The 17,019-nt window shown below is 42.8% G+C and carries 17 protein-coding genes and 2 tRNA genes; 11 read left to right on the top strand and 8 right to left on the bottom strand.

Features of this window, described 5'->3' with window-relative positions:
• Positions 1-61: 61 nt before the first annotated feature.
• Complete coding sequence (gene pgsA, locus MKI85_RS14880) at positions 62-649, top strand: CDP-diacylglycerol--glycerol-3-phosphate 3-phosphatidyltransferase (RefSeq protein ID WP_100242754.1); 588 nt, start codon at positions 62-64, stop codon at positions 647-649.
• 265 nt (positions 650-914) lie between these two features.
• On the opposite strand, the gene MKI85_RS14875 is transcribed toward pgsA, so the two are convergent.
• Positions 915-1,688, bottom strand: a complete 774-nt coding sequence (locus tag MKI85_RS14875; RefSeq protein ID WP_241628740.1) for an IclR family transcriptional regulator — start codon at positions 1,686-1,688, stop codon at positions 915-917.
• A 435-nt stretch (positions 1,689-2,123) separates the two neighbouring features.
• Here MKI85_RS14875 and MKI85_RS14870 point away from each other — a divergent pair, with 435 nt between their 5' ends.
• The 3 genes from MKI85_RS14870 to MKI85_RS14860 are packed head-to-tail and all read left to right on the top strand — an operon-like array spanning position 2,124 to position 5,465.
• Positions 2,124-4,211 carry an FUSC family protein gene (locus MKI85_RS14870; RefSeq protein ID WP_241628738.1) on the top strand — a complete coding sequence of 696 codons (2,088 nt, stop codon included), beginning with the start codon at positions 2,124-2,126 and terminating at the stop codon, positions 4,209-4,211.
• Between the two features lies 1 nt (position 4,212).
• The gene (locus MKI85_RS14865; RefSeq protein WP_241628736.1) at positions 4,213-4,422 is read left to right on the top strand and encodes a DUF1656 domain-containing protein; all 210 of its coding nucleotides are present in this window, start codon (positions 4,213-4,215) and stop codon (positions 4,420-4,422) included.
• Positions 4,423-4,460: 38 nt separating this feature from the next.
• On the top strand, positions 4,461-5,465 hold the full coding sequence (locus MKI85_RS14860; RefSeq protein ID WP_241628734.1) for an HlyD family secretion protein: 1,005 nt from the start codon (positions 4,461-4,463) through the stop codon (positions 5,463-5,465).
• Between the two features lie 40 nt (positions 5,466-5,505).
• On the opposite strand, the gene ruvX is transcribed toward MKI85_RS14860, so the two are convergent.
• From ruvX to recN, 3 genes are all read right to left on the bottom strand, one after another.
• The gene (ruvX, locus tag MKI85_RS14855) at positions 5,506-5,949 is read right to left on the bottom strand and encodes a Holliday junction resolvase RuvX (RefSeq protein ID WP_241628732.1); all 444 of its coding nucleotides are present in this window, start codon (positions 5,947-5,949) and stop codon (positions 5,506-5,508) included.
• Positions 5,942-6,496 (bottom strand): YqgE/AlgH family protein, encoded by a 555-nt coding sequence (locus MKI85_RS14850; protein ID WP_100242748.1) that lies wholly within the window; start codon positions 6,494-6,496, stop codon positions 5,942-5,944. The genes ruvX and MKI85_RS14850 overlap by 8 nt, the downstream gene beginning before the upstream one ends.
• A 106-nt stretch (positions 6,497-6,602) precedes the next feature.
• Positions 6,603-8,270 (bottom strand): DNA repair protein RecN, encoded by a 1,668-nt coding sequence (gene recN, locus MKI85_RS14845; RefSeq protein ID WP_241628730.1) that lies wholly within the window; start codon positions 8,268-8,270, stop codon positions 6,603-6,605.
• A gap of 331 nt (positions 8,271-8,601) precedes the next feature.
• On the opposite strand from recN, the gene ppnP reads away from it, so the two are divergent.
• From ppnP to MKI85_RS14830, 3 genes are all read left to right on the top strand, one after another.
• On the top strand, positions 8,602-8,925 hold the full coding sequence (gene ppnP / locus MKI85_RS14840) for a pyrimidine/purine nucleoside phosphorylase (protein ID WP_016168405.1): 324 nt from the start codon (positions 8,602-8,604) through the stop codon (positions 8,923-8,925).
• 136 nt (positions 8,926-9,061) lie between these two features.
• Positions 9,062-9,814, top strand: coding sequence for a 23S rRNA (guanosine(2251)-2'-O)-methyltransferase RlmB (gene rlmB / locus MKI85_RS14835; RefSeq protein ID WP_241628729.1), 753 nt, complete (start codon positions 9,062-9,064; stop codon positions 9,812-9,814).
• 35 nt (positions 9,815-9,849) lie between these two features.
• Positions 9,850-10,764 carry a DMT family transporter gene (locus MKI85_RS14830; RefSeq protein WP_413351718.1) on the top strand — a complete coding sequence of 305 codons (915 nt, stop codon included), beginning with the start codon at positions 9,850-9,852 and terminating at the stop codon, positions 10,762-10,764.
• Here MKI85_RS14830 and coaE read toward each other — a convergent pair.
• From coaE to pilB, 4 genes are read right to left on the bottom strand one after another with little or no spacing between them, the layout of a single operon-like run.
• Complete coding sequence (gene coaE, locus MKI85_RS14825) at positions 10,761-11,378, bottom strand: dephospho-CoA kinase (RefSeq protein ID WP_241628725.1); 618 nt, start codon at positions 11,376-11,378, stop codon at positions 10,761-10,763. The genes MKI85_RS14830 and coaE overlap by 4 nt on opposite strands.
• 2 nt (positions 11,379-11,380) lie before the next feature.
• The gene (locus MKI85_RS14820) at positions 11,381-12,241 is read right to left on the bottom strand and encodes a prepilin peptidase (RefSeq protein ID WP_241628723.1); all 861 of its coding nucleotides are present in this window, start codon (positions 12,239-12,241) and stop codon (positions 11,381-11,383) included.
• Positions 12,241-13,467 carry a type II secretion system F family protein gene (locus tag MKI85_RS14815; protein ID WP_241628721.1) on the bottom strand — a complete coding sequence of 409 codons (1,227 nt, stop codon included), beginning with the start codon at positions 13,465-13,467 and terminating at the stop codon, positions 12,241-12,243. The genes MKI85_RS14820 and MKI85_RS14815 overlap by 1 nt, the downstream gene beginning before the upstream one ends.
• 28 nt (positions 13,468-13,495) lie before the next feature.
• On the bottom strand, positions 13,496-15,199 hold the full coding sequence (gene pilB / locus MKI85_RS14810; protein ID WP_241628719.1) for a type IV-A pilus assembly ATPase PilB: 1,704 nt from the start codon (positions 15,197-15,199) through the stop codon (positions 13,496-13,498).
• Between the two features lie 278 nt (positions 15,200-15,477).
• Between pilB and tpiA the strand changes: the two genes are divergently transcribed.
• The 4 genes from tpiA to MKI85_RS14790 all read left to right on the top strand — a co-directional run bounded on the left by tpiA (position 15,478) and on the right by MKI85_RS14790 (position 16,876).
• Complete coding sequence (tpiA, locus tag MKI85_RS14805; RefSeq protein WP_241628717.1) at positions 15,478-16,269, top strand: triose-phosphate isomerase; 792 nt, start codon at positions 15,478-15,480, stop codon at positions 16,267-16,269.
• A gap of 13 nt (positions 16,270-16,282) precedes the next feature.
• Entirely contained in the window at positions 16,283-16,612 is a 330-nt protein-coding gene (gene secG / locus MKI85_RS14800) for a preprotein translocase subunit SecG (RefSeq protein ID WP_100242739.1), read from the top strand.
• Between the two features lie 53 nt (positions 16,613-16,665).
• A tRNA-Leu gene (locus MKI85_RS14795) sits at positions 16,666-16,750 on the top strand.
• A 49-nt stretch (positions 16,751-16,799) separates the two neighbouring features.
• Positions 16,800-16,876: transfer RNA gene (locus tag MKI85_RS14790), tRNA-Met, on the top strand.
• Positions 16,877-17,019: the final 143 nt, after the last annotated feature.

Genomic DNA, 17,019 nt, shown 5'->3' with positions numbered 1-17,019 from the left:
TAAATGTGTTGATTAGATCTATAAAATCATCGCACTTAAAGGGGCAAAGTTGGCGGTGTCTATGACAGCAGGTCGAATCCTGAATATTCCAAATATCTTGACCTTGGCGCGTATCGCCTTGATTCCTGTATTTTTATTAATTGCCTACTGGCCACCTGCCATTGGGGTTGCAGGGCATGATGGCGGTTTGACGCGGCATATGATTTTGACCGCGATTTTTGTGTTGGCAGCAGTCACAGACTGGTTCGATGGCTATTTAGCCAGAACCTTAAATCAGACTTCTGCCTTTGGTCGCTTTCTTGACCCTGTTGCAGACAAGCTCATGGTCGCAGCGGCATTAATTGTATTGGTACAATGGCAGCCGTCAATTTCCATGGCTTTTGCCGCGATTGTGATTATCTCGCGTGAAATTACCGTCTCGGCATTAAGAGAATGGATGGCTGAACTTGGTGCCCGCACCAATGTGGCTGTATCGACTGTAGGTAAATACAAAACTGCATTTCAGATGATTGCGATTTCTGTCTTTTTACTGAATTGGCAGCCACTAGAAACCTTGGCTTATTTACTGTTGTATACCGCGGTGGTTTTGACCTTGTGGTCGATGTTTATTTATTTAAGAGCGGCATGGCCGTACTTAAAACAGCCTTAATGACGATTTCAAAAAAACTCCAGCCATGGAGTTTTTTTATGTCTAAATTTTTTGAACTTCGAGCTGTGGCATCTGCAAGCATTAAAAAGCCCAAGACGAGGCTTGAGCTTTCTAACAACAACTTCTGAGGAGAATAGGGCGTATTTTATGTCATGGAAACATAAAGCCGCTGAAGAACTATAATCATATTATGAGAATTTTCTGTTTCATTCAATAAAATATAGCCCATCACTTTGTTCAATTCTTGTATATGGCCTGCACCGACTTAGAGTGAGTTTTCACTGGATAGTGCAATAAACTTTTGTTCAATCAGGGCCGCATTGCTCTGTAAAATGACAATCAGTTTTTGCAAGTCCACAAACTCAAAGCGGTTTTTAGAACCCAACAAGGTCAATGTCATTGGGGGCTCTTTACTTGAAAACTTGATGGGTACGGAAAGCCCTGAAACATTGGGATCGATTTCACCATTCGAAAAATAATAGCCCTGTTTCTTAATTTTTTTCATTTTCGTAATAAATTCTTCATCACTATGAGCAAAACCGACTTCCGCCAATTGAGTTGAAAACCGTTGATAGTAATCAAGAATACGTTGTTTGGGTAAGTGCGAGATAATGGTTTTAGGTGAAGACCCGAGATAAACTGGGCGCGGGCAACCACGCCCATAAGATAATAAGGCTAGATCTTTAAAGACCTCATGATGCACATCAATACAAGAATCATGATTTAAATGCGTTAATAGACAGCATAATTCAGTGCGTTCCACAATTTCTTTCATAAAGGGAATACTGATTTGCACCAAAGGATCGGATTTACGAGAAATATAATCTAAAACGGCAATTTTTGAGCCAAGGGTATAGTCCCCAGAAGTACCACTCAGGCGTTGTAATAATTCGGCAGAAACCAATTCTTTTAAATAGCGATAGCTGGTTGGTTTGGAAAGGCCAAGTTCTTCACTAATGATATCGACATTAATGATTGGGCGAGACACTGAAAACAGGTCTAAAACGGTGAGAATTTTACCAAAACTAGAAAGTGTCATAACAAGCCACAACGTCAAAAATAAAAAGACATTTAAAGTGATGTTATAACAAATTGTCGTTGGGCTTGCAGGGCTTTTGTAATAAAACGCCGGGAGAGTCAAAATTAGGTACTTGGCGATAATATGCCTAGCCAATACTTAAAATTATGAAAATTAAATGATCAAATTATCATAATGAGATATTTTATTTGACTTTTGTGTGGATTGTTCGCAAAATAGCAGCATTAAATTTCTCACTGTAAATTTTGTAACTCAAAATTTACGCATGAATTGCAGTCATCACGTTTCTCCCACGTTACAGTCTGCACCCTCATCTAAACATTATTTCTGTAACCGTGATTGCGCGGAATGGACAGATCTTGCATATTGATATTGTCGGCATTGGTATGACTTTGAAACAGCTAAACAATCTGATTTCGTCTAAAGGATGGGACGATGTTATTAATTAAACCGATATTGGCTTTTCGCCCAAGTCGCATGGATTTGGTTTTCGCCATGAAAACCTTTATTGCGATGTTATTGGCGCTGTTTATTGCATTTTCCCTTGACCTGACTTATCCCATGTGGGCGGCAGGTACAGTCATTATTGTGGCACATCCTTATGCAGGGATGGTGTCCTCGAAGGCCGTCTATCGCTTGGTTGGCACACTGATTGGCGGGATTGTAGCGATTTTCCTTACGCCTCAATTCGTTGATCTACCCATCTTCTTTACCTTGGTTCTGGCAGGCTGGGTCGGGGTGTGCCTGTATATCTCCTTATTAGACCGTACACCACGTAGTTATGTCTTTATGCTGGCGGGTTATACCACGGTCATGGTGGTGTGTAGCTCGATTAATAGCATCAGTACTCATAGCGTTTTTGATATGGCTCTTGGGCGGGTCTTGGAAATTTCGGTGGCGGTGTTGTGTAGTGCCGTGGTCTCTAGCACCTTATTTCCTGTGCATTTAGGTACCTTGGTACAAAAGCGTGTGCAAAAAACTTTGGATGATACACGTGAGGTGTTTCGTCGTATTTTGACCGATGCAGAACACAGTAGCAGTTACACCCAACTGTTGGCAGGCATCACCCGCGACACTTCAGATATCCATGCCTTGGCAGTGCATTTGAATTATGAGCGGAGTGCCCTACAGGGCATGACCAAGTCACTGCAAGAGTTGTTGCATCAAGTCAGTATGACGGTTGCTAACTTAGTGGCAATGTCGGAACGCATTGCCCAGCTTGATCAAATGGATACCCGTTATCGACAGGTTTTACCGAGATTACATGAACACGTACTGCAATTTTTACAGTCGCAGAAGCATGTACATGCAGAGCAGTTGAAACAATTGCCTGACAATTTTGAACAAGATTTTACAGCCTTATCTGCACTGGCCACGGCTGAGCAACAGATTGTATTAAATGCACTTAAAATGGATATTCGCCACTTTATGGAAAATGTGGTGACCATCAAGTGTCTGTGGGATTTGATTCAACGTGGTGATAAACGGATTCCAGAACAAATTGTGACTTTAACCACCTCTTATCCGAGTTTACATCGGGATCATGGCGTGGCGGTGCGTAGTGCTGTGGCGGCAACCATAGCAACCATTATTTCATTTATGCTGTGGATTTATAGTGGTTGGCATGCAGGTTATATGATGGCACAGTTGACAGCAGTCAGCGTCTGTATCTTGTCGGGCTTGGACAATCCCGTCCCTGCATTACGCCTGTTTATTCGTGGTTCAATCTATGCGGCATTCATAACCATGTTCTATGCCTTTGTGATTATGCCTGAGGTGCATGAGTTCTGGCAGCTGGCATTTGTGTTGGCTCCGCTATCACTGTATCTGCTAAGTATGTTCCCAAATCCACCGTTAATGGGTTTGGCTTTGCCAATGTTGATCAACTTCATTATGAGCTTGAATCTGCAAAACCGTTATAGTACCGACGCAGTGTTGCTGATTGATACGGCATTGGCGGGTATTGTCGGTCCAATCATATCTATTTTGGCAATTTATTTTATTCGAGCCATGTCACCAGAAACCAGTGCCAGCCGTATTTTGGTATTACATTACCGTGCCATGCGTGAAGCGTTGTTTATTCCGTATGGGGTGCAGTTTCGGATTCATTTACGCAGTATGTTAGACCGTATTGGTGTGTTGAATAGCAAGCTGGTGCAATCAGAACATATCAAACAGGCAATGAATCTGGCCTTGATTGAAACCAGTGCGGTCATCAATCTGAGTCGCTTGGCTGAATTTATACAGAATCCAAATATCAGTGTGACTCTGCAACAGGCATTGATAACTTTGCAGCACAGCTTAGAGCAAGCCTTTTTGGCACAAGAAAAACAACAGTTATTGCCCGAAGCCTTGAAGCAACAGGTATTTATTGACTTGAGACTGGTGGAACAAAGTTTAAAGGATGAGCCGAACGCTGAAATTTGTACGCGTGTCAGAATGAATATCAATAATATTCGCAGCAGTATTTTTCATGAACATCCCTCTGTAAATGCGATTTATGCAGCAGAAAAAGGAGTCTGAAATGGGAGAGTTGAATGCCTATGGAATTTATATCCCTGTTTTTTTAATACAGGCGATTTGTGCATATATAGTTTTTAAACTGGTTTCCATCTTTACCGATTCTTGGATTGATAAAGGTTGGATTGCCCTGCCAGGTCTCTTCAATCTCTGCCTCTATATCATTTTATTGATGGGCGTACATGAAGTGTTTTTGGTGTTTTGGGGTATTTAGACCGTCCAGATGATTAGATTAGCAAAGAGGAAATAGACATGAGTACCTTGGATACGCGTAAGGTCATACGACCAATCGTGACAGTAGTGATGCTACTGGCCGCGATCTACGTGGTGGTGCATTTGTGGAATTATTATAATTCAGCACCTTGGACACGTGATGGGCGTGTCAGAGGGGATGTCATGCAAGTGTCTTCGGATGTTTCTGGTTTAGTTACTCAAGTTTTGGTGCAAGATAACCAAACGGTGAAAAAAGGGCAGATCCTGTTTAAAATTGATGTGGCACGTCAGGCACTGGATGTCGAACAGGCTAAATCAGATTTAGCCAAGGCTCATGCAGGATTAGCTGAAGCGGAAGCCGCCTTGGCTCAGGCCAAAGCCAATGTGGTCAAGTCCAAAGCCACTGCCAATTTGGCAGACAAAAATGCCAGTCGCTATGCCAATTTAATGGATGGCGCAATTTCTAAACAAGAACAAGATCAAATATTTGCGGCACGTGATCAATCTCATGCCGAGCATGAGCAGATGTTGGCAGCAATTGAACAAGCCCAAGCCAATATTGTGCAACAAAAGGCATTAATTGAAGTGGCGAATAGTAATTTGCATTTAGCCCAGCTGAATCTAACCCGTTCAGAGGTGGTTGCGCCTGCAGATGGCACCTTGTCGAATTTCAGTTTGCAAGTGGGTAATTATGTCAAAACGGGTGATGCGGTCGCTGCCTTGGTGAATCGTCAGCAACTCTATGTGGTGGGCTATTTTGAAGAAACCAAATTGAACCATATTCAAATTGGTGACCCTGCAACGGTACAACTCATGGGTGATGATCAGAAGATCAAAGGTCATGTACAGGGCATTGCGTCGGGGATTGAAGACCGTGAGCGTTCTACCAGCTCAACCTTGTTGGCAAATGTAAATCCGACCTTTACTTGGGTTCGTTTAGCCCAGCGAGTACCTGTGAAAATTGTGCTAGATGAAATGCCGAAAAACCAACTGGCGTTTGTTGCAGGTCGAACAGCGACCATTCGTATTCAAACCAAGCAATAACAGCATGGAAAAGGAGATAGCTCCTTTTCCATAGTATGCTTTAAGGTTGTACACCTTCGGGATGACGATACCAGCTTTCAATCAATAGTGCTGCTGCAAGACTGTCGGCAGCTAGCTTTTTACCCCGACCTTGCGCCTGATAATGATCCAGTTCATCGCGGGCTTCGCGAGTAGTCAGCCGCTCATCCACCATTAACGTTTCGATATTGGTTTGATGACGTAAGCGACGAGCAAACTTACGGGCACGGGTGGAAAGTTCCGACTCGCTGTCATCCATGTTTAATGGCAAGCCAACCAAAAATAAATTCGGCTGATGCTGTTTGACCAGTTTCAGCAAATTTTCCCAGTTGGGAATGCCATCTTTCATCGGAAATAAAGGCAGGGGATTGGCACTGAAAATCATCGACTGTCCGACCGCCATGCCCATTTTCTGTGTGCCAAAGTCAAATGCCATAATCAGTTGCGGTTGAGATAGATCAGGCATGACCAATCTCTGATGATAACCAAGTTCGATCAACGCCCATTTTTTTATAGGCTGCATCCCAACGCTCGCCATAAGGCAAGTTAAAGATCAGATCCATATCGGAATCGCAAATCAGCCAGTCACCGCGGGTGATTTCATCTTCCAGTTGGTGCTTTGCCCAGCTGGCATAACCCAGTGCAATTTGATAACGTCCGACGCCTTCATTATGCGCAATCGCATCCAGAATATCTTTTGATGTGGTAATGCAGACATTTTCACCCACGGCAATCGATGAATGCCACGTTGGTTGTCCTGTATGCAGCACAAAGCCTGCTTCAGGGCGCAACGGACCACCCTGTAAGACATCATGCGGATGCACATTATCAGCATCAATTTCTAGATCATTAAGTAATTCTTTTACGGAAATGCCAGAAGGTCGATTGATAATAATGCCTTGCGCACCTTCATCATCATGACGAGCCAAATAAATGACGGTATGAGCAAAAAACTCATCTTTCATTTCTGGCGGGGCAATCAGGCAACGATGCGTGAGATATTGTTTGGTCACCTAAGCATTTCTCCTTAAAAATTCATCTTTGAGACTACATCAGTCCGTATACTTTCAACTTACAAGACTTTGTGATATTCACCAATCTTTTTTTGCGGCTTTGACGTTAAATTGAAGCCGTTTGAAACTTCAGCTGTCTGAGTTGTTTGGCATGCTGCAGCGTGGTTTCACTAATTTCTACGCCACCCGTCATGCGTGCCAGTTCTAGAATACGTTGTTGTTCTTCTAGGGAAATAATGGTACTGCTGGCAGGGTCGGTTTGCTGTTTTTTTACCAGTAAATGCTGATCCGATTGTGCCGCGACTTGTGCCTGATGGGTAATACACAGAATTTGTACATGTTGAGCCAAATCTGCCAGTAAACGTCCCACAATTTCTGCAGTACCACCGCTGATCCCCACATCAATTTCATCAAAGACCAAAACTTCGGCTTCGGTTTTCTCAGCATTCATGACCTGCATCACCAGTGCAATACGTGATAATTCACCCCCCGAAGCGACGCGAGCCAGAGGTTGTGCAGGAATCCCTTTATTGGCAGTAAATAACAGTTGAATAAAGCTGAGACCATCTGCAGAAGCTTGTTCCAATGGTTCAAACTTAAACTCGAAATAGGCTTCAGGCAGCGCCAGTTGTTTGACTTGTTCAGTTAATTGTTTGGCTAATGGTGCAGCTGCTTTACGACGAATGTCATCTAAATGTTGTGCTTTGGCTAAAAAGTCCTGATGTGCCAACTCAACTTGTTCTGCTAGCGTTTCAGGATCTTCCAGTGCATGTAACTGCTCTAACTCGGTTTGCCAGCTTTGGTATTCTTCTTTTAACAGTTCAGGCTGGGTGCGGTATTTACGTGCCAAACGGTGAAAGACTTCAAGGTCTGTATTGAGCTCTTCCATCCGTTCAGGATCATAACTTTGACGATCAATAAACTGGCGTAAATTAGCCGTTGCATCATCCAGTTCACTTTGTGCATTTAAAATTGAGGCATGAATTTCTGCCAACTGTTCACTGCGACCTGCATGGGATTCCAGACGTCGAATCAGTCCAGATAATTCCTGATTGATATTTTGTTCAGCTTCATCCAGTGCATTTAAGGCATAACTACAGTCCTGCATGATGTGTTCATGGTGACTGAGGCGATCAAACTCTTGTTCAATCTCCTTGTATTCTTGTTGCACCACATCTTCTAATTCTTCGAGCTGCAATTCGAGCGTTTCAATACGTTGTTTACGCGTGGCTTGCGCATCGAGCGCAGCCTGATGCTGGCGAATGGTTTGCTGCCAGTTTGAATAAGTATCTTTGACCTGTTGTACAGGTTGGGCAAAGTTGCTGTAACGGTCTAACCAATGTTTCGGATAAGGTGGTTCTAACAGCTGTTGCTGACTATGCTGACTATAGAGTTGAACCAATAGTCGTCCTAATTCTTTCAGTTCGGACAAGCTGCTTGGACGCCCATTAATCCAGGCTTTGCTACGACCTGTGGCAAAGACTACCCGTCTTAAATGAATTTCACCTGAATCATCATCTAACTCATGTTGTGCTAACCAGTTCGCTTCGGGACTCTGCTGCGCATAACTAAAGACTGCGGTAATATCGGCCTTATCTGAACCATAACGTACATAATTGGTGTCGGTACGTTCGCCTAAGCAAGCCGAGAGTGCATCGAGTAGTAGAGATTTTCCAGCACCGGTTTCACCAGTGAGAACATTGAAACCTTGATCAATATCAATGGCTAAGTGATCAGCTAAGGCAAAATTGATGAGAGTTAAATGTGTCAGCATAAACGCGTCCAAGCTGCGAAAAGTTTGGTTTATGTAAGATAGTCAAGTTTTTTAATTATCACAAGTTGCAGAGCATGCTGCCACTGTGTTGGATTCTATATTAGCGTAAATTTTTCAATTGCATAGTAAAGATTTAAGACTAAAGCAATTTGAGTCTGGGGCTGCTATCAGATACACTTTTTAAGTTAAAAAATGGGGGCTGTAAAAGTGTGACGCTAGGTTTTCTAGAAAAAATGCTGTTTACAGATAAACACCGATTGATTAGTTGTAATTGCCTATTTAAACTACATCAATCATTAAGATATTTATGCGCATCATCTGGAGAATACGCATGTCAGCTCAGTTTGATCATGTATCAGTTATCAAGAAATCGAACGTTTACTTTGGCGGTTTGTGTATCAGCCATACGGTTCAATTTGAAGATGGAACCAAAAAAACCCTAGGCGTTATTCTTCCAACTGAACAAGCCTTAACGTTTGAAACGCATGTACCTGAGCGTATGGAAATTATTTCTGGTGAATGCCGTGTCAAAATCGCGGATAGCGAAGAAAGCGAGTTGTTCCGTGCAGGACAATCTTTTTATGTACCAGGCAATAGCCGTTTTAAAATCGAAACAGATGAAGTTCTGGACTACGTTTGCCATTTAGAAGGCTAAGTCTAGGACGGATAAGCAAAGCTATTTTAACGAAAATCAGTTAAACTATGGCTTATGTCAAAATCCTGTAAAGGCAACTTTGCAGGATTTTCTTTTTTCATTTTCTCCCTGTCATTCTGCTTGCTCGAGGTCGTTCATGGCAAAACCTGAATATTATTATGGCGTTCATTCGGTAGAGTCGCTCTTAGAATTGGAGCCAGAACGTGTTCTGACTTTGTTCACTTTAAAAGGTCGAGACGATCAACGCCTACAGAAGATTTTGCAATTGGCAGAACCTTTTGGCATTAGTGTGCAGAAAGCCAGTCGCGATAGTTTGGAAAAACTGGCAGGTCTGCCTTTCCATCAAGGTGTTGTGGCAGCCGTACGTGCGCATCCAACGTTGAATGAAAAAGATTTAGAAGATTTACTCAAACAATCACCAAATTGTTTGTTGCTTGGTTTGGACCAAGTGACGGATCCGCATAATTTGGGGGCGTGTATTCGTACTGCAGCAGCGATGGGGGTTGAAGCCGTAATTGTGCCGCGTGATCGTTCAGCAAGCTTAACCCCAACGGCACGTAAAGTGGCGGCAGGTGGTGCTGAGAAAGTGAAGTTTATTCAAGTGACCAATTTGGCACGGACTTTAGGGCAGATTAAAGAGCAATTTAATGTGCGTGTTGTCGGAACGATGCTGGATGAAAAGGCCTTACCCCTACAACAATTTGACTTCACAGGGACCGCTGTTTGTGTGGTGATGGGTGCTGAAGATACGGGTTTACGACCAGTGACGCAGTCTCAATGTGATCAAACCGTCTATATTCCAATGGCAGGCAACTTGCAAAGTTTGAATGTGAGTGTCGCAACAGGCATGGCACTCTATGAGGCTTGTCGTCAACGTCAAAGTGCTTGATTCGCTGTTATTGTAAAAATATTGCTTAAAACATGATTTCACACCGCTCCCAAGGCTATTTATTTGTTGTTATTACGATGTGCATTTGGGGCGGTTTCACTTTAACCTCCCGTTTAAGTGCACAATGGCATATCAGTGCGTGGGATATCACAGCACTACGGTTTGCACTGGCATTTTGCATTTTAATGCCGATTTTAATTTATAAGAAAGACACGGCATTCTTGTGGCATAAGCAACCTGTGATTTTAGCGCTCATTGGTGGCGTGGCGTATTGCCTGACCTCCTATAGTGCCTTTCATTATGTACCTGCGGCACATGCAGCAATTTTTCTGAATGGGTGTTTACCCTTATGTACAGCGATTGCTGCCTATCTCCTGTTTAAGCAACCCTTTGATCGACACACGTGGCTGAGTTTGGCAATTATGCTGACCGCAATCAGTTCAATGGCGTATCTGATGTATCAGGAAACAGGAGTTGCCTTTGGTTTTGGGGATTTGTTGTTTTTACTCAGTGCGATGTGGTGGGGGATTTTCACGGTGCTATTACGGCAGTGGAAACTCTCTGCTTGGCACTCTATGGCGAGTGTTGCCATTTGGTCTGCAATTATCTATTTACCGATCTATTTATTATTTTTACCGAAACATCTCGATCAGCCTGAGCCCATACATTTAGTGCTGCAAACACTTTTCCATGGCATTTTTGTGGTCATTATTGCAACGCTCACTTATGTGGAAGCGATTAAGCGCTTAGGTGCTTTTAAGGCAGGCAGCATTGTGACTTTAGCACCATTTATTGCTGCGATTCTAGCCGTTCCATTACTCAATGAGCCTTTAAGTGTAGCGATTATGTGCGGTTTGCTCGGTATGGCAATTGGGGCTTTGCAGCCATGGCGCTGGTTGCGTAAAGATTCATTACAGGAACGGCTTGATCAGCAAAAGAAGTCGCTTTAAACAGACTTCTTTTGTTGTGCCAAGCTTAAATACTGTTGATGTAAAGGTTCTAGATGGGCATAAAGATGCTTGAGATGACCATCATTTAGCACAATATCATGAGCCAGTTGTTGTTTCTGTGTCCGTGGCATTTGCGCTTGAATAATTTGTTGAATCTGTTTAATGCTTTGTCGATCTCGTTGGCTAGCACGTTCAATCTGCAAGTCTTCTGAGGCATCAATCAGTAATACGCGATCTGTCAGTTCATGTTGATTGGTTTCCAGCAGCAGTGGAGAGACCAAAATCACATAGGGGCTGGTCGCAGCGTGTAGTTGCTGAATAATGGACTGGCGAATGACGGGGTGGGTGATGCCTTCTAAAACTTTTCGTGCATCAGCATGTTGGAAGATGTGTTCACGTAAAGCTTTACGATTTAAGGCTCCGGTTTTATCCAGCACCCAGTCCCCAAAAGTAGTTTGGATCGCATGTAGGGCAGGCTGACCAGGTTCGACCACTTCACGTGCTACAACATCAGCATCGACCACTTGAATACCTTGTGTTTCAAACCAGTGGCTGGCAGCGGATTTTCCACTGCCAATTCCACCAGTCAGACCGAGAATGAAAGGATCTTGCATCGCTATTGTCCCAGATAAACTTTCATGATTTGCTCACCCCATAAAAAGGCAATCCAGCCTGCAATCGCAATATAGGGACCAAAAGCAAATGGCTGGTTTTCTTTACGCACTTTTAAAAGGATGATGCCGATAATTGCACCTACCAATGACGATAGTAGTACGATCAAGGGTAGCATTAAGGGACCCATCCAGGCACCTAAAGCAGCCAGTAATTTAAAGTCACCGTAGCCCATGCCTTCTTTACCTGTAATGATTTTAAACAGGTAATACACAATCCAAAGGCAAAGAAAGCCAATGATATAGCCCCAGATAGCAGTTGTAGGAGAGGTGTAAATTGCATAGCTATTAATACCAAGTCCTAAGGCTGCAAGCGGTAGGGTATAGCGATCAGGTAAAAGCTGGGTATCGAAGTCGATAAAAGTCAGTGCAATCAAGGTGTAGGTCAAGATTAAACCAAACAACATCTGAAGAGTTGGACCATAGATTGCCACAACTATTAAGGCGCAAATCGCAGTCAGTAACTCAACCAAAGGGTAGCGAATGCTAATCGGGTTGTTACAATTTCCGCACTTACCGCGTAATACTAGCCAACTAATGACAGGAATATTCTGATACCAATGGATTGGGGTCTTACATTTGGGGCAGGTGGATGCAGGCCGACTTAAACTAAGTTTCTCTTCATCAATCATCGCTTGTTCTGGATGTAGCAATAATTGGCAATCTTGGCGCCATTCTTGTTCCATCATTTTAGGGGTGCGGTAGATCACAACATTCAAAAAACTACCGATGCATAAACTAAAAATCCCAACTGCCATGTAAAGCGCAGTTGGGTTTTGAATAAAAATATTGATTAAATCTTGCATTAAACCACAGAACCCATTTGGAAGATTGGGAGATACATTGCAATGACCAGACCACCGACAAGGACACCAAGAATAGCCATAATTAATGGCTCCATCATTGAAGTTAAACCATCTACGGCATTATCGACTTCATTCTCGTAGTGCGTTGCCACTTTATCCAACATGGCGTCCAGTGCACCTGATTCTTCACCAATAGCGACCATTTGGACTGCCATCGCAGGGAATTTATCGGTGACGCGCATGGCGAATTGCAGCTGTTGACCAGTTGCGACATCTTCTCGGATCTTGAGCACAGCTTGTTCATAGACCACGTTATTGGTGGCACCTGCAGTTGATTCCAAAGCATCAATTAAGGGCACACCTGCTGCAAAGGTTGTGGCTAAAGTTCGGCTATAGCGGGCAATAATGGCTTTATAAACAAGATCGCCAAAGATGGGAAGTTTTAATGCAGCTTTATCCAGAAAATCACGGAATTTCTTACTGCGTTTTTTTGCTTCAAGGAAAGCAGCAATTGCAATACCAATCGCAATAATCAGAATAAACCAGTACTTTTGCATCCATTCCGACATATTCACTACCATTTTGGTGAAAGCTGGAAGATCCGCACCAAAGGAAGTAAATAAATCCTGAAAGACGGGAACGACTTTCACCATCAAAATAATGGTCACAATAATCGCTACTACAATTACTGTGGCTGGATATTTCATGGCTTTTTTGATTTTCTGCTTCAGAAGTTCGCTTTTTTCTTTATAGATGGCGACACGATCTAGCATGGTTTCAAGTGCACCAGATTGTTCACCTGATTCAACCAAAGAGCAAAATAGGTTGTCAAAATACTGAGGATATTTGCGTAAGGCACCCGCAAAGGTATTACCACCTTCGACTTCACCTTTGATACCTAAAACGACTTCACGCATGGCTGGGTTTTCTAAACCTTCCGCGACAATTTCAAAGCTTTGTACTAGTGGTACACCAGCTTTCATCATGGTTGCCAATTGGCGAGTAAAAATGGTGATATCAAGAGTCGTCACGCGTTTCTTCATTAAACCATCGAGGATGTTTTTACGTTTTTCCCGAATGGTCTTAATCGTTACACCCTGCTTGCGTAATGTGACTTTTGCTAGAGCCATATTGCGAGCAGGTAACTCCCCCTTAATTTTAGCCCCTTTGCGGTCAACCCCTTCATAACTGAAGGTTGGCATCATCTGTGCTTTTTTGACAGCCATGCGTTTATCCTTATTTTAAATACTTACTTTATTCGCTGGTCACGCGATTTACTTCTTGCAGTGAAGTTACCCCTTGCATGACCTTCTTTAAACCTGAAAGACGTAGATTATTAAACCCCAATTTTGCCGATGCTTCTGCAATTTGAATTGCATTACCATCTTCCATAATAAGCTTAGAAATTTCAGGTGTGACTTTCATTACTTCATAAATCCCCACTCGACCTTTATAACCTTCTCGACATTCAGAACAGCCGACCGGCTGATAAATCTGAAAATCTGGGTGCAGGAGGTCTTGTTCAGTAAAGCCCATTTCCAACAAACTATTTTGAGGAATTTCAATCGGTGCTTTACATTGTGAACAGAGTCGTCGAGCCAGACGTTGTGCAATCACTAAGTTTACAGAGGTTGCAATGTTAAAGGAAGGGACGCCCATATTTCTTAAGCGGGTCAGTGTTTCTGGAGCGCTGTTGGTGTGCAGGGTTGACATCACCATATGACCTGTTTGTGCGGCTTTAATCGCAATTTCAGCAGTTTCTAGGTCTCGAATCTCACCGACCATGACAATGTCAGGATCTTGACGTAAGAAAGATCTGAGCGCTGCAGCAAAGGTGAGTCCGACTTTATTATTGACGTTGACCTGATTAATCCCTTCCAAGTTAATTTCGACGGGATCTTCTGCTGTGGAAATATTGGTATCTTCTTGGTTAAGGATATTGAGACCTGTATAGAGGGAAACGGTTTTACCCGAACCCGTAGGACCTGTAATGAGTAGCATCCCTTGTGGTTTTTCTAGGGCTTCAATAAAGAGTGCTTTTTGTTCGGGTTCATAACCTAGCGCATCGATCCCTAACATTGCACTCGAAGGATCTAAGATACGCAGTACAATCTTTTCACCAAACAGTGTTGGGAGTGAGTTGACACGGAAGTCGATGGCTTTGGTTTTCGAGATTTTCAGCTTGATACGACCATCTTGAGGTACACGCTTTTCAGCAATATCCATTTGTGACATAACTTTTAAGCGTGAAGCTAAACGATTGGCTAACTGTAATGGGGGCGTGGCAATTTGACGCAACACCCCATCAACACGGTAACGTACACGATAGGTTTTTTCATAGGGTTCAAAATGTAAGTCAGATGCACCCATTCGAATCGCATCAACCAGTAATTTATTAATATATTTGACGATTGGGGCTTCATCGCCTTGAGGTTCATCATCTTCCTCTTTTTCACTATCAGAAGATTGTAGATCAATCTCAAAGTCATCATCAAAATGGAAGGTGGTGTCTTCAGCAAAATTTTGTTCAATGATTTTTTCTAATTTGTCATGTTCAACAATAATAACTTCAATATTCAGTTTACTGTTAAAACGGATGGCATCCATGGCTTCAATATTTGTGGGGTTACTGGTTGCCACAAATAAAAGATGCCCACGTTTAAAAATGGGTAAAATTCTGAATTTAGTAACAAGTTTATCTTCAACAATATCTTTTAAAATATGTGAAGAATCATAAGTGGACAGATCAAATAAGGGCTCACCAAATTCTTCAGAAATTTTTTCGGCAATCACCAGCGACTTAAGTTTTAAGTTCTCAATTAGATAAGGAACGATATCTTGGTTGGATTTCTTGGCATTGGTTACAGCAATATGCATGTTTTCAGTAGAAACCAATCCATCTTCGACCAAGCGGCGAATAAAACCTGTAAATCGTGGAGAATTTTGTAGTGCTGTCATTCGCAAATGCCTACTTCAATTAAATTGTTTATAATTGGTATCGTAAAATTATACTTTTGTTGTATAAAAATACCATATCTGAAAATGTTGTGTTGGGCTAAGTATTGATGAAAAGCATGAACCAGTCTAATGAAACTGTCATTTTTTCTATATGACGGACTGAAGGAAATATAAAAAACTAAAGATCATACCAAACCGTCAAGAAAATTATCTTCTCGCTGGTTAATTCCGTGTAGAATGTCGCCGTTTAAATCAATTGTTTTGTGAATGGGTTAAGTATGTCGGATTCGACGATCATGCCTTGGGTTGTGGGTAATTGGAAAATGAATCCAATGCAGGCCAATGCCAAACAACTTATAAATGAATTTAAAGAATTATTGAACAAGAATGAAATTTCTCCAGAGCAATGTCATTTGGCTGTTGCGCCAATTTCAATTGCTTTGAGTCTGGTACAAGATGAATTCAAGCAGGCGAGTCGTCCTGTATATGTAGTTGCACAAGATGTGTCGCGTATGGCAGGCACAGGTGCCTATACGGGTGAGGTGAGTGCGTCTTTATTAAAAGACAGTGCAATTGAGCATGTATTAATTGGTCATTCTGAACGTCGTGAGTTTTTTGCTGATAACCCTCAGGTGATCAGCGAAAAAGTAAAACATGCGCTCGCGGAAGGACTCACGGTGATTTATTGCGTAGGTGAAAGTCTAGAGCAACGTGAAAGTGGTCAAGCTGAGCAAGTGGTATTGCAACAAATCTGTGATATTGCAAGCAGCGTAACGACTGAACAGTGGCAGCAGATCGTGATTGCCTATGAGCCGATTTGGGCGATTGGTACAGGTAAAACTGCGTCACCAGCGGATGCACAAACCATGCATGCCAAAATTCGTGAAGGTTTAAAGCAGTTAACAGCGTTTGGTGCAACTATGCCCATCTTGTATGGCGGTAGTGTAAAGCCCGAAAATGCAGTAGAGTTAGCAGCCTGTCCAGATATTAATGGCGCCTTGGTGGGTGGAGCATCGTTGAATGCTGCATCTTTTTATCAAATTGCTCAGGCGTTTGCGCTTAAAAAATAACGAGGAGTTCATCATGCATACTTTTGTGCTGGTGGTGCATATTATTCTTGCTGTGTTAATGATCGGCTTGATTTTGGTACAGCATGGTAAGGGCGCTGATGCAGGTGCCTCTTTCGGCGGTGGTGGTGCTGCAACCGTGTTTGGAGCTTCTGGTTCTGGAAACTTCTTAACGCGTTTAACCGCAATTTTGACTGCCTTGTTTTTTATTACCAGTTTAACTTTGGCAGTTTTTGCCAAGCAGCAGACGACAGAAGCATATAGTTTGAAATCTGTACAAACGACTGCACCAGCGACAACAAATTCGGGTGAAACTTCACCAACCGCACCAAAAACTGGCGAATAAGCCGAAATAGTGCTTTCTTTTTTGTGTTGTTGCGCATAGAATTCGTCACAGCTGCGGTGGTGGTGGAATTGGTAGACACGCTACCTTGAGGTGGTAGTGCTTTCGGGCGTGGGGGTTCAAGTCCCCCCTTCCGCACCAACTTATGAATCCAGAAGATTAAGTTGGTGTATGCAGCAAATTCTGTTGATGCGGGATGGAGCAGTCTGGTAGCTCGTCGGGCTCATAACCCGAAGGTCGTTGGTTCAAATCCAGCTCCCGCTACCAATCAATCTTATTTTAGAAGCAAACTGAAATAAGCAGCTTAGTTTTAAGCTGAGAAGTTTTTTGCATGTTGATGCGGGATGGAGCAGTCTGGTAGCTCGTCGGGCTCATAACCCGAAGGTCGTTGGTTCAAATCCAGCTCCCGC

Source organism: Acinetobacter zhairuonensis, from assembly GCF_022601715.1.
Classification (GTDB): domain Bacteria; phylum Pseudomonadota; class Gammaproteobacteria; order Pseudomonadales; family Moraxellaceae; genus Acinetobacter.
This window is presented reverse-complemented; position numbering and strand designations above follow the sequence as displayed.

Coding starts and splice junctions, on each gene's coding strand:
- ruvX (WP_241628732.1), bottom strand. CDS start 5,949: ATGCCTGATCTATCTCAACCGCAACTGATTATGGCATTTGACTTTGGC.
- MKI85_RS14820 (WP_241628723.1), bottom strand. CDS start 12,241: ATGCAAGATTTAATCAATATTTTTATTCAAAACCCAACTGCGCTTTAC.
- MKI85_RS14875 (WP_241628740.1), bottom strand. CDS start 1,688: ATGACACTTTCTAGTTTTGGTAAAATTCTCACCGTTTTAGACCTGTTT.
- MKI85_RS14860 (WP_241628734.1), top strand. CDS start 4,461: ATGAGTACCTTGGATACGCGTAAGGTCATACGACCAATCGTGACAGTA.
- pilB (WP_241628719.1), bottom strand. CDS start 15,199: ATGACAGCACTACAAAATTCTCCACGATTTACAGGTTTTATTCGCCGC.
- MKI85_RS14865 (WP_241628736.1), top strand. CDS start 4,213: ATGGGAGAGTTGAATGCCTATGGAATTTATATCCCTGTTTTTTTAATA.
- tpiA (WP_241628717.1), top strand. CDS start 15,478: ATGTCGGATTCGACGATCATGCCTTGGGTTGTGGGTAATTGGAAAATG.
- pgsA (WP_100242754.1), top strand. CDS start 62: ATGACAGCAGGTCGAATCCTGAATATTCCAAATATCTTGACCTTGGCG.
- recN (WP_241628730.1), bottom strand. CDS start 8,270: ATGCTGACACATTTAACTCTCATCAATTTTGCCTTAGCTGATCACTTA.
- ppnP (WP_016168405.1), top strand. CDS start 8,602: ATGTCAGCTCAGTTTGATCATGTATCAGTTATCAAGAAATCGAACGTT.
- coaE (WP_241628725.1), bottom strand. CDS start 11,378: ATGCAAGATCCTTTCATTCTCGGTCTGACTGGTGGAATTGGCAGTGGA.
- MKI85_RS14815 (WP_241628721.1), bottom strand. CDS start 13,467: ATGGCTGTCAAAAAAGCACAGATGATGCCAACCTTCAGTTATGAAGGG.
- rlmB (WP_241628729.1), top strand. CDS start 9,062: ATGGCAAAACCTGAATATTATTATGGCGTTCATTCGGTAGAGTCGCTC.
- MKI85_RS14870 (WP_241628738.1), top strand. CDS start 2,124: ATGTTATTAATTAAACCGATATTGGCTTTTCGCCCAAGTCGCATGGAT.
- secG (WP_100242739.1), top strand. CDS start 16,283: ATGCATACTTTTGTGCTGGTGGTGCATATTATTCTTGCTGTGTTAATG.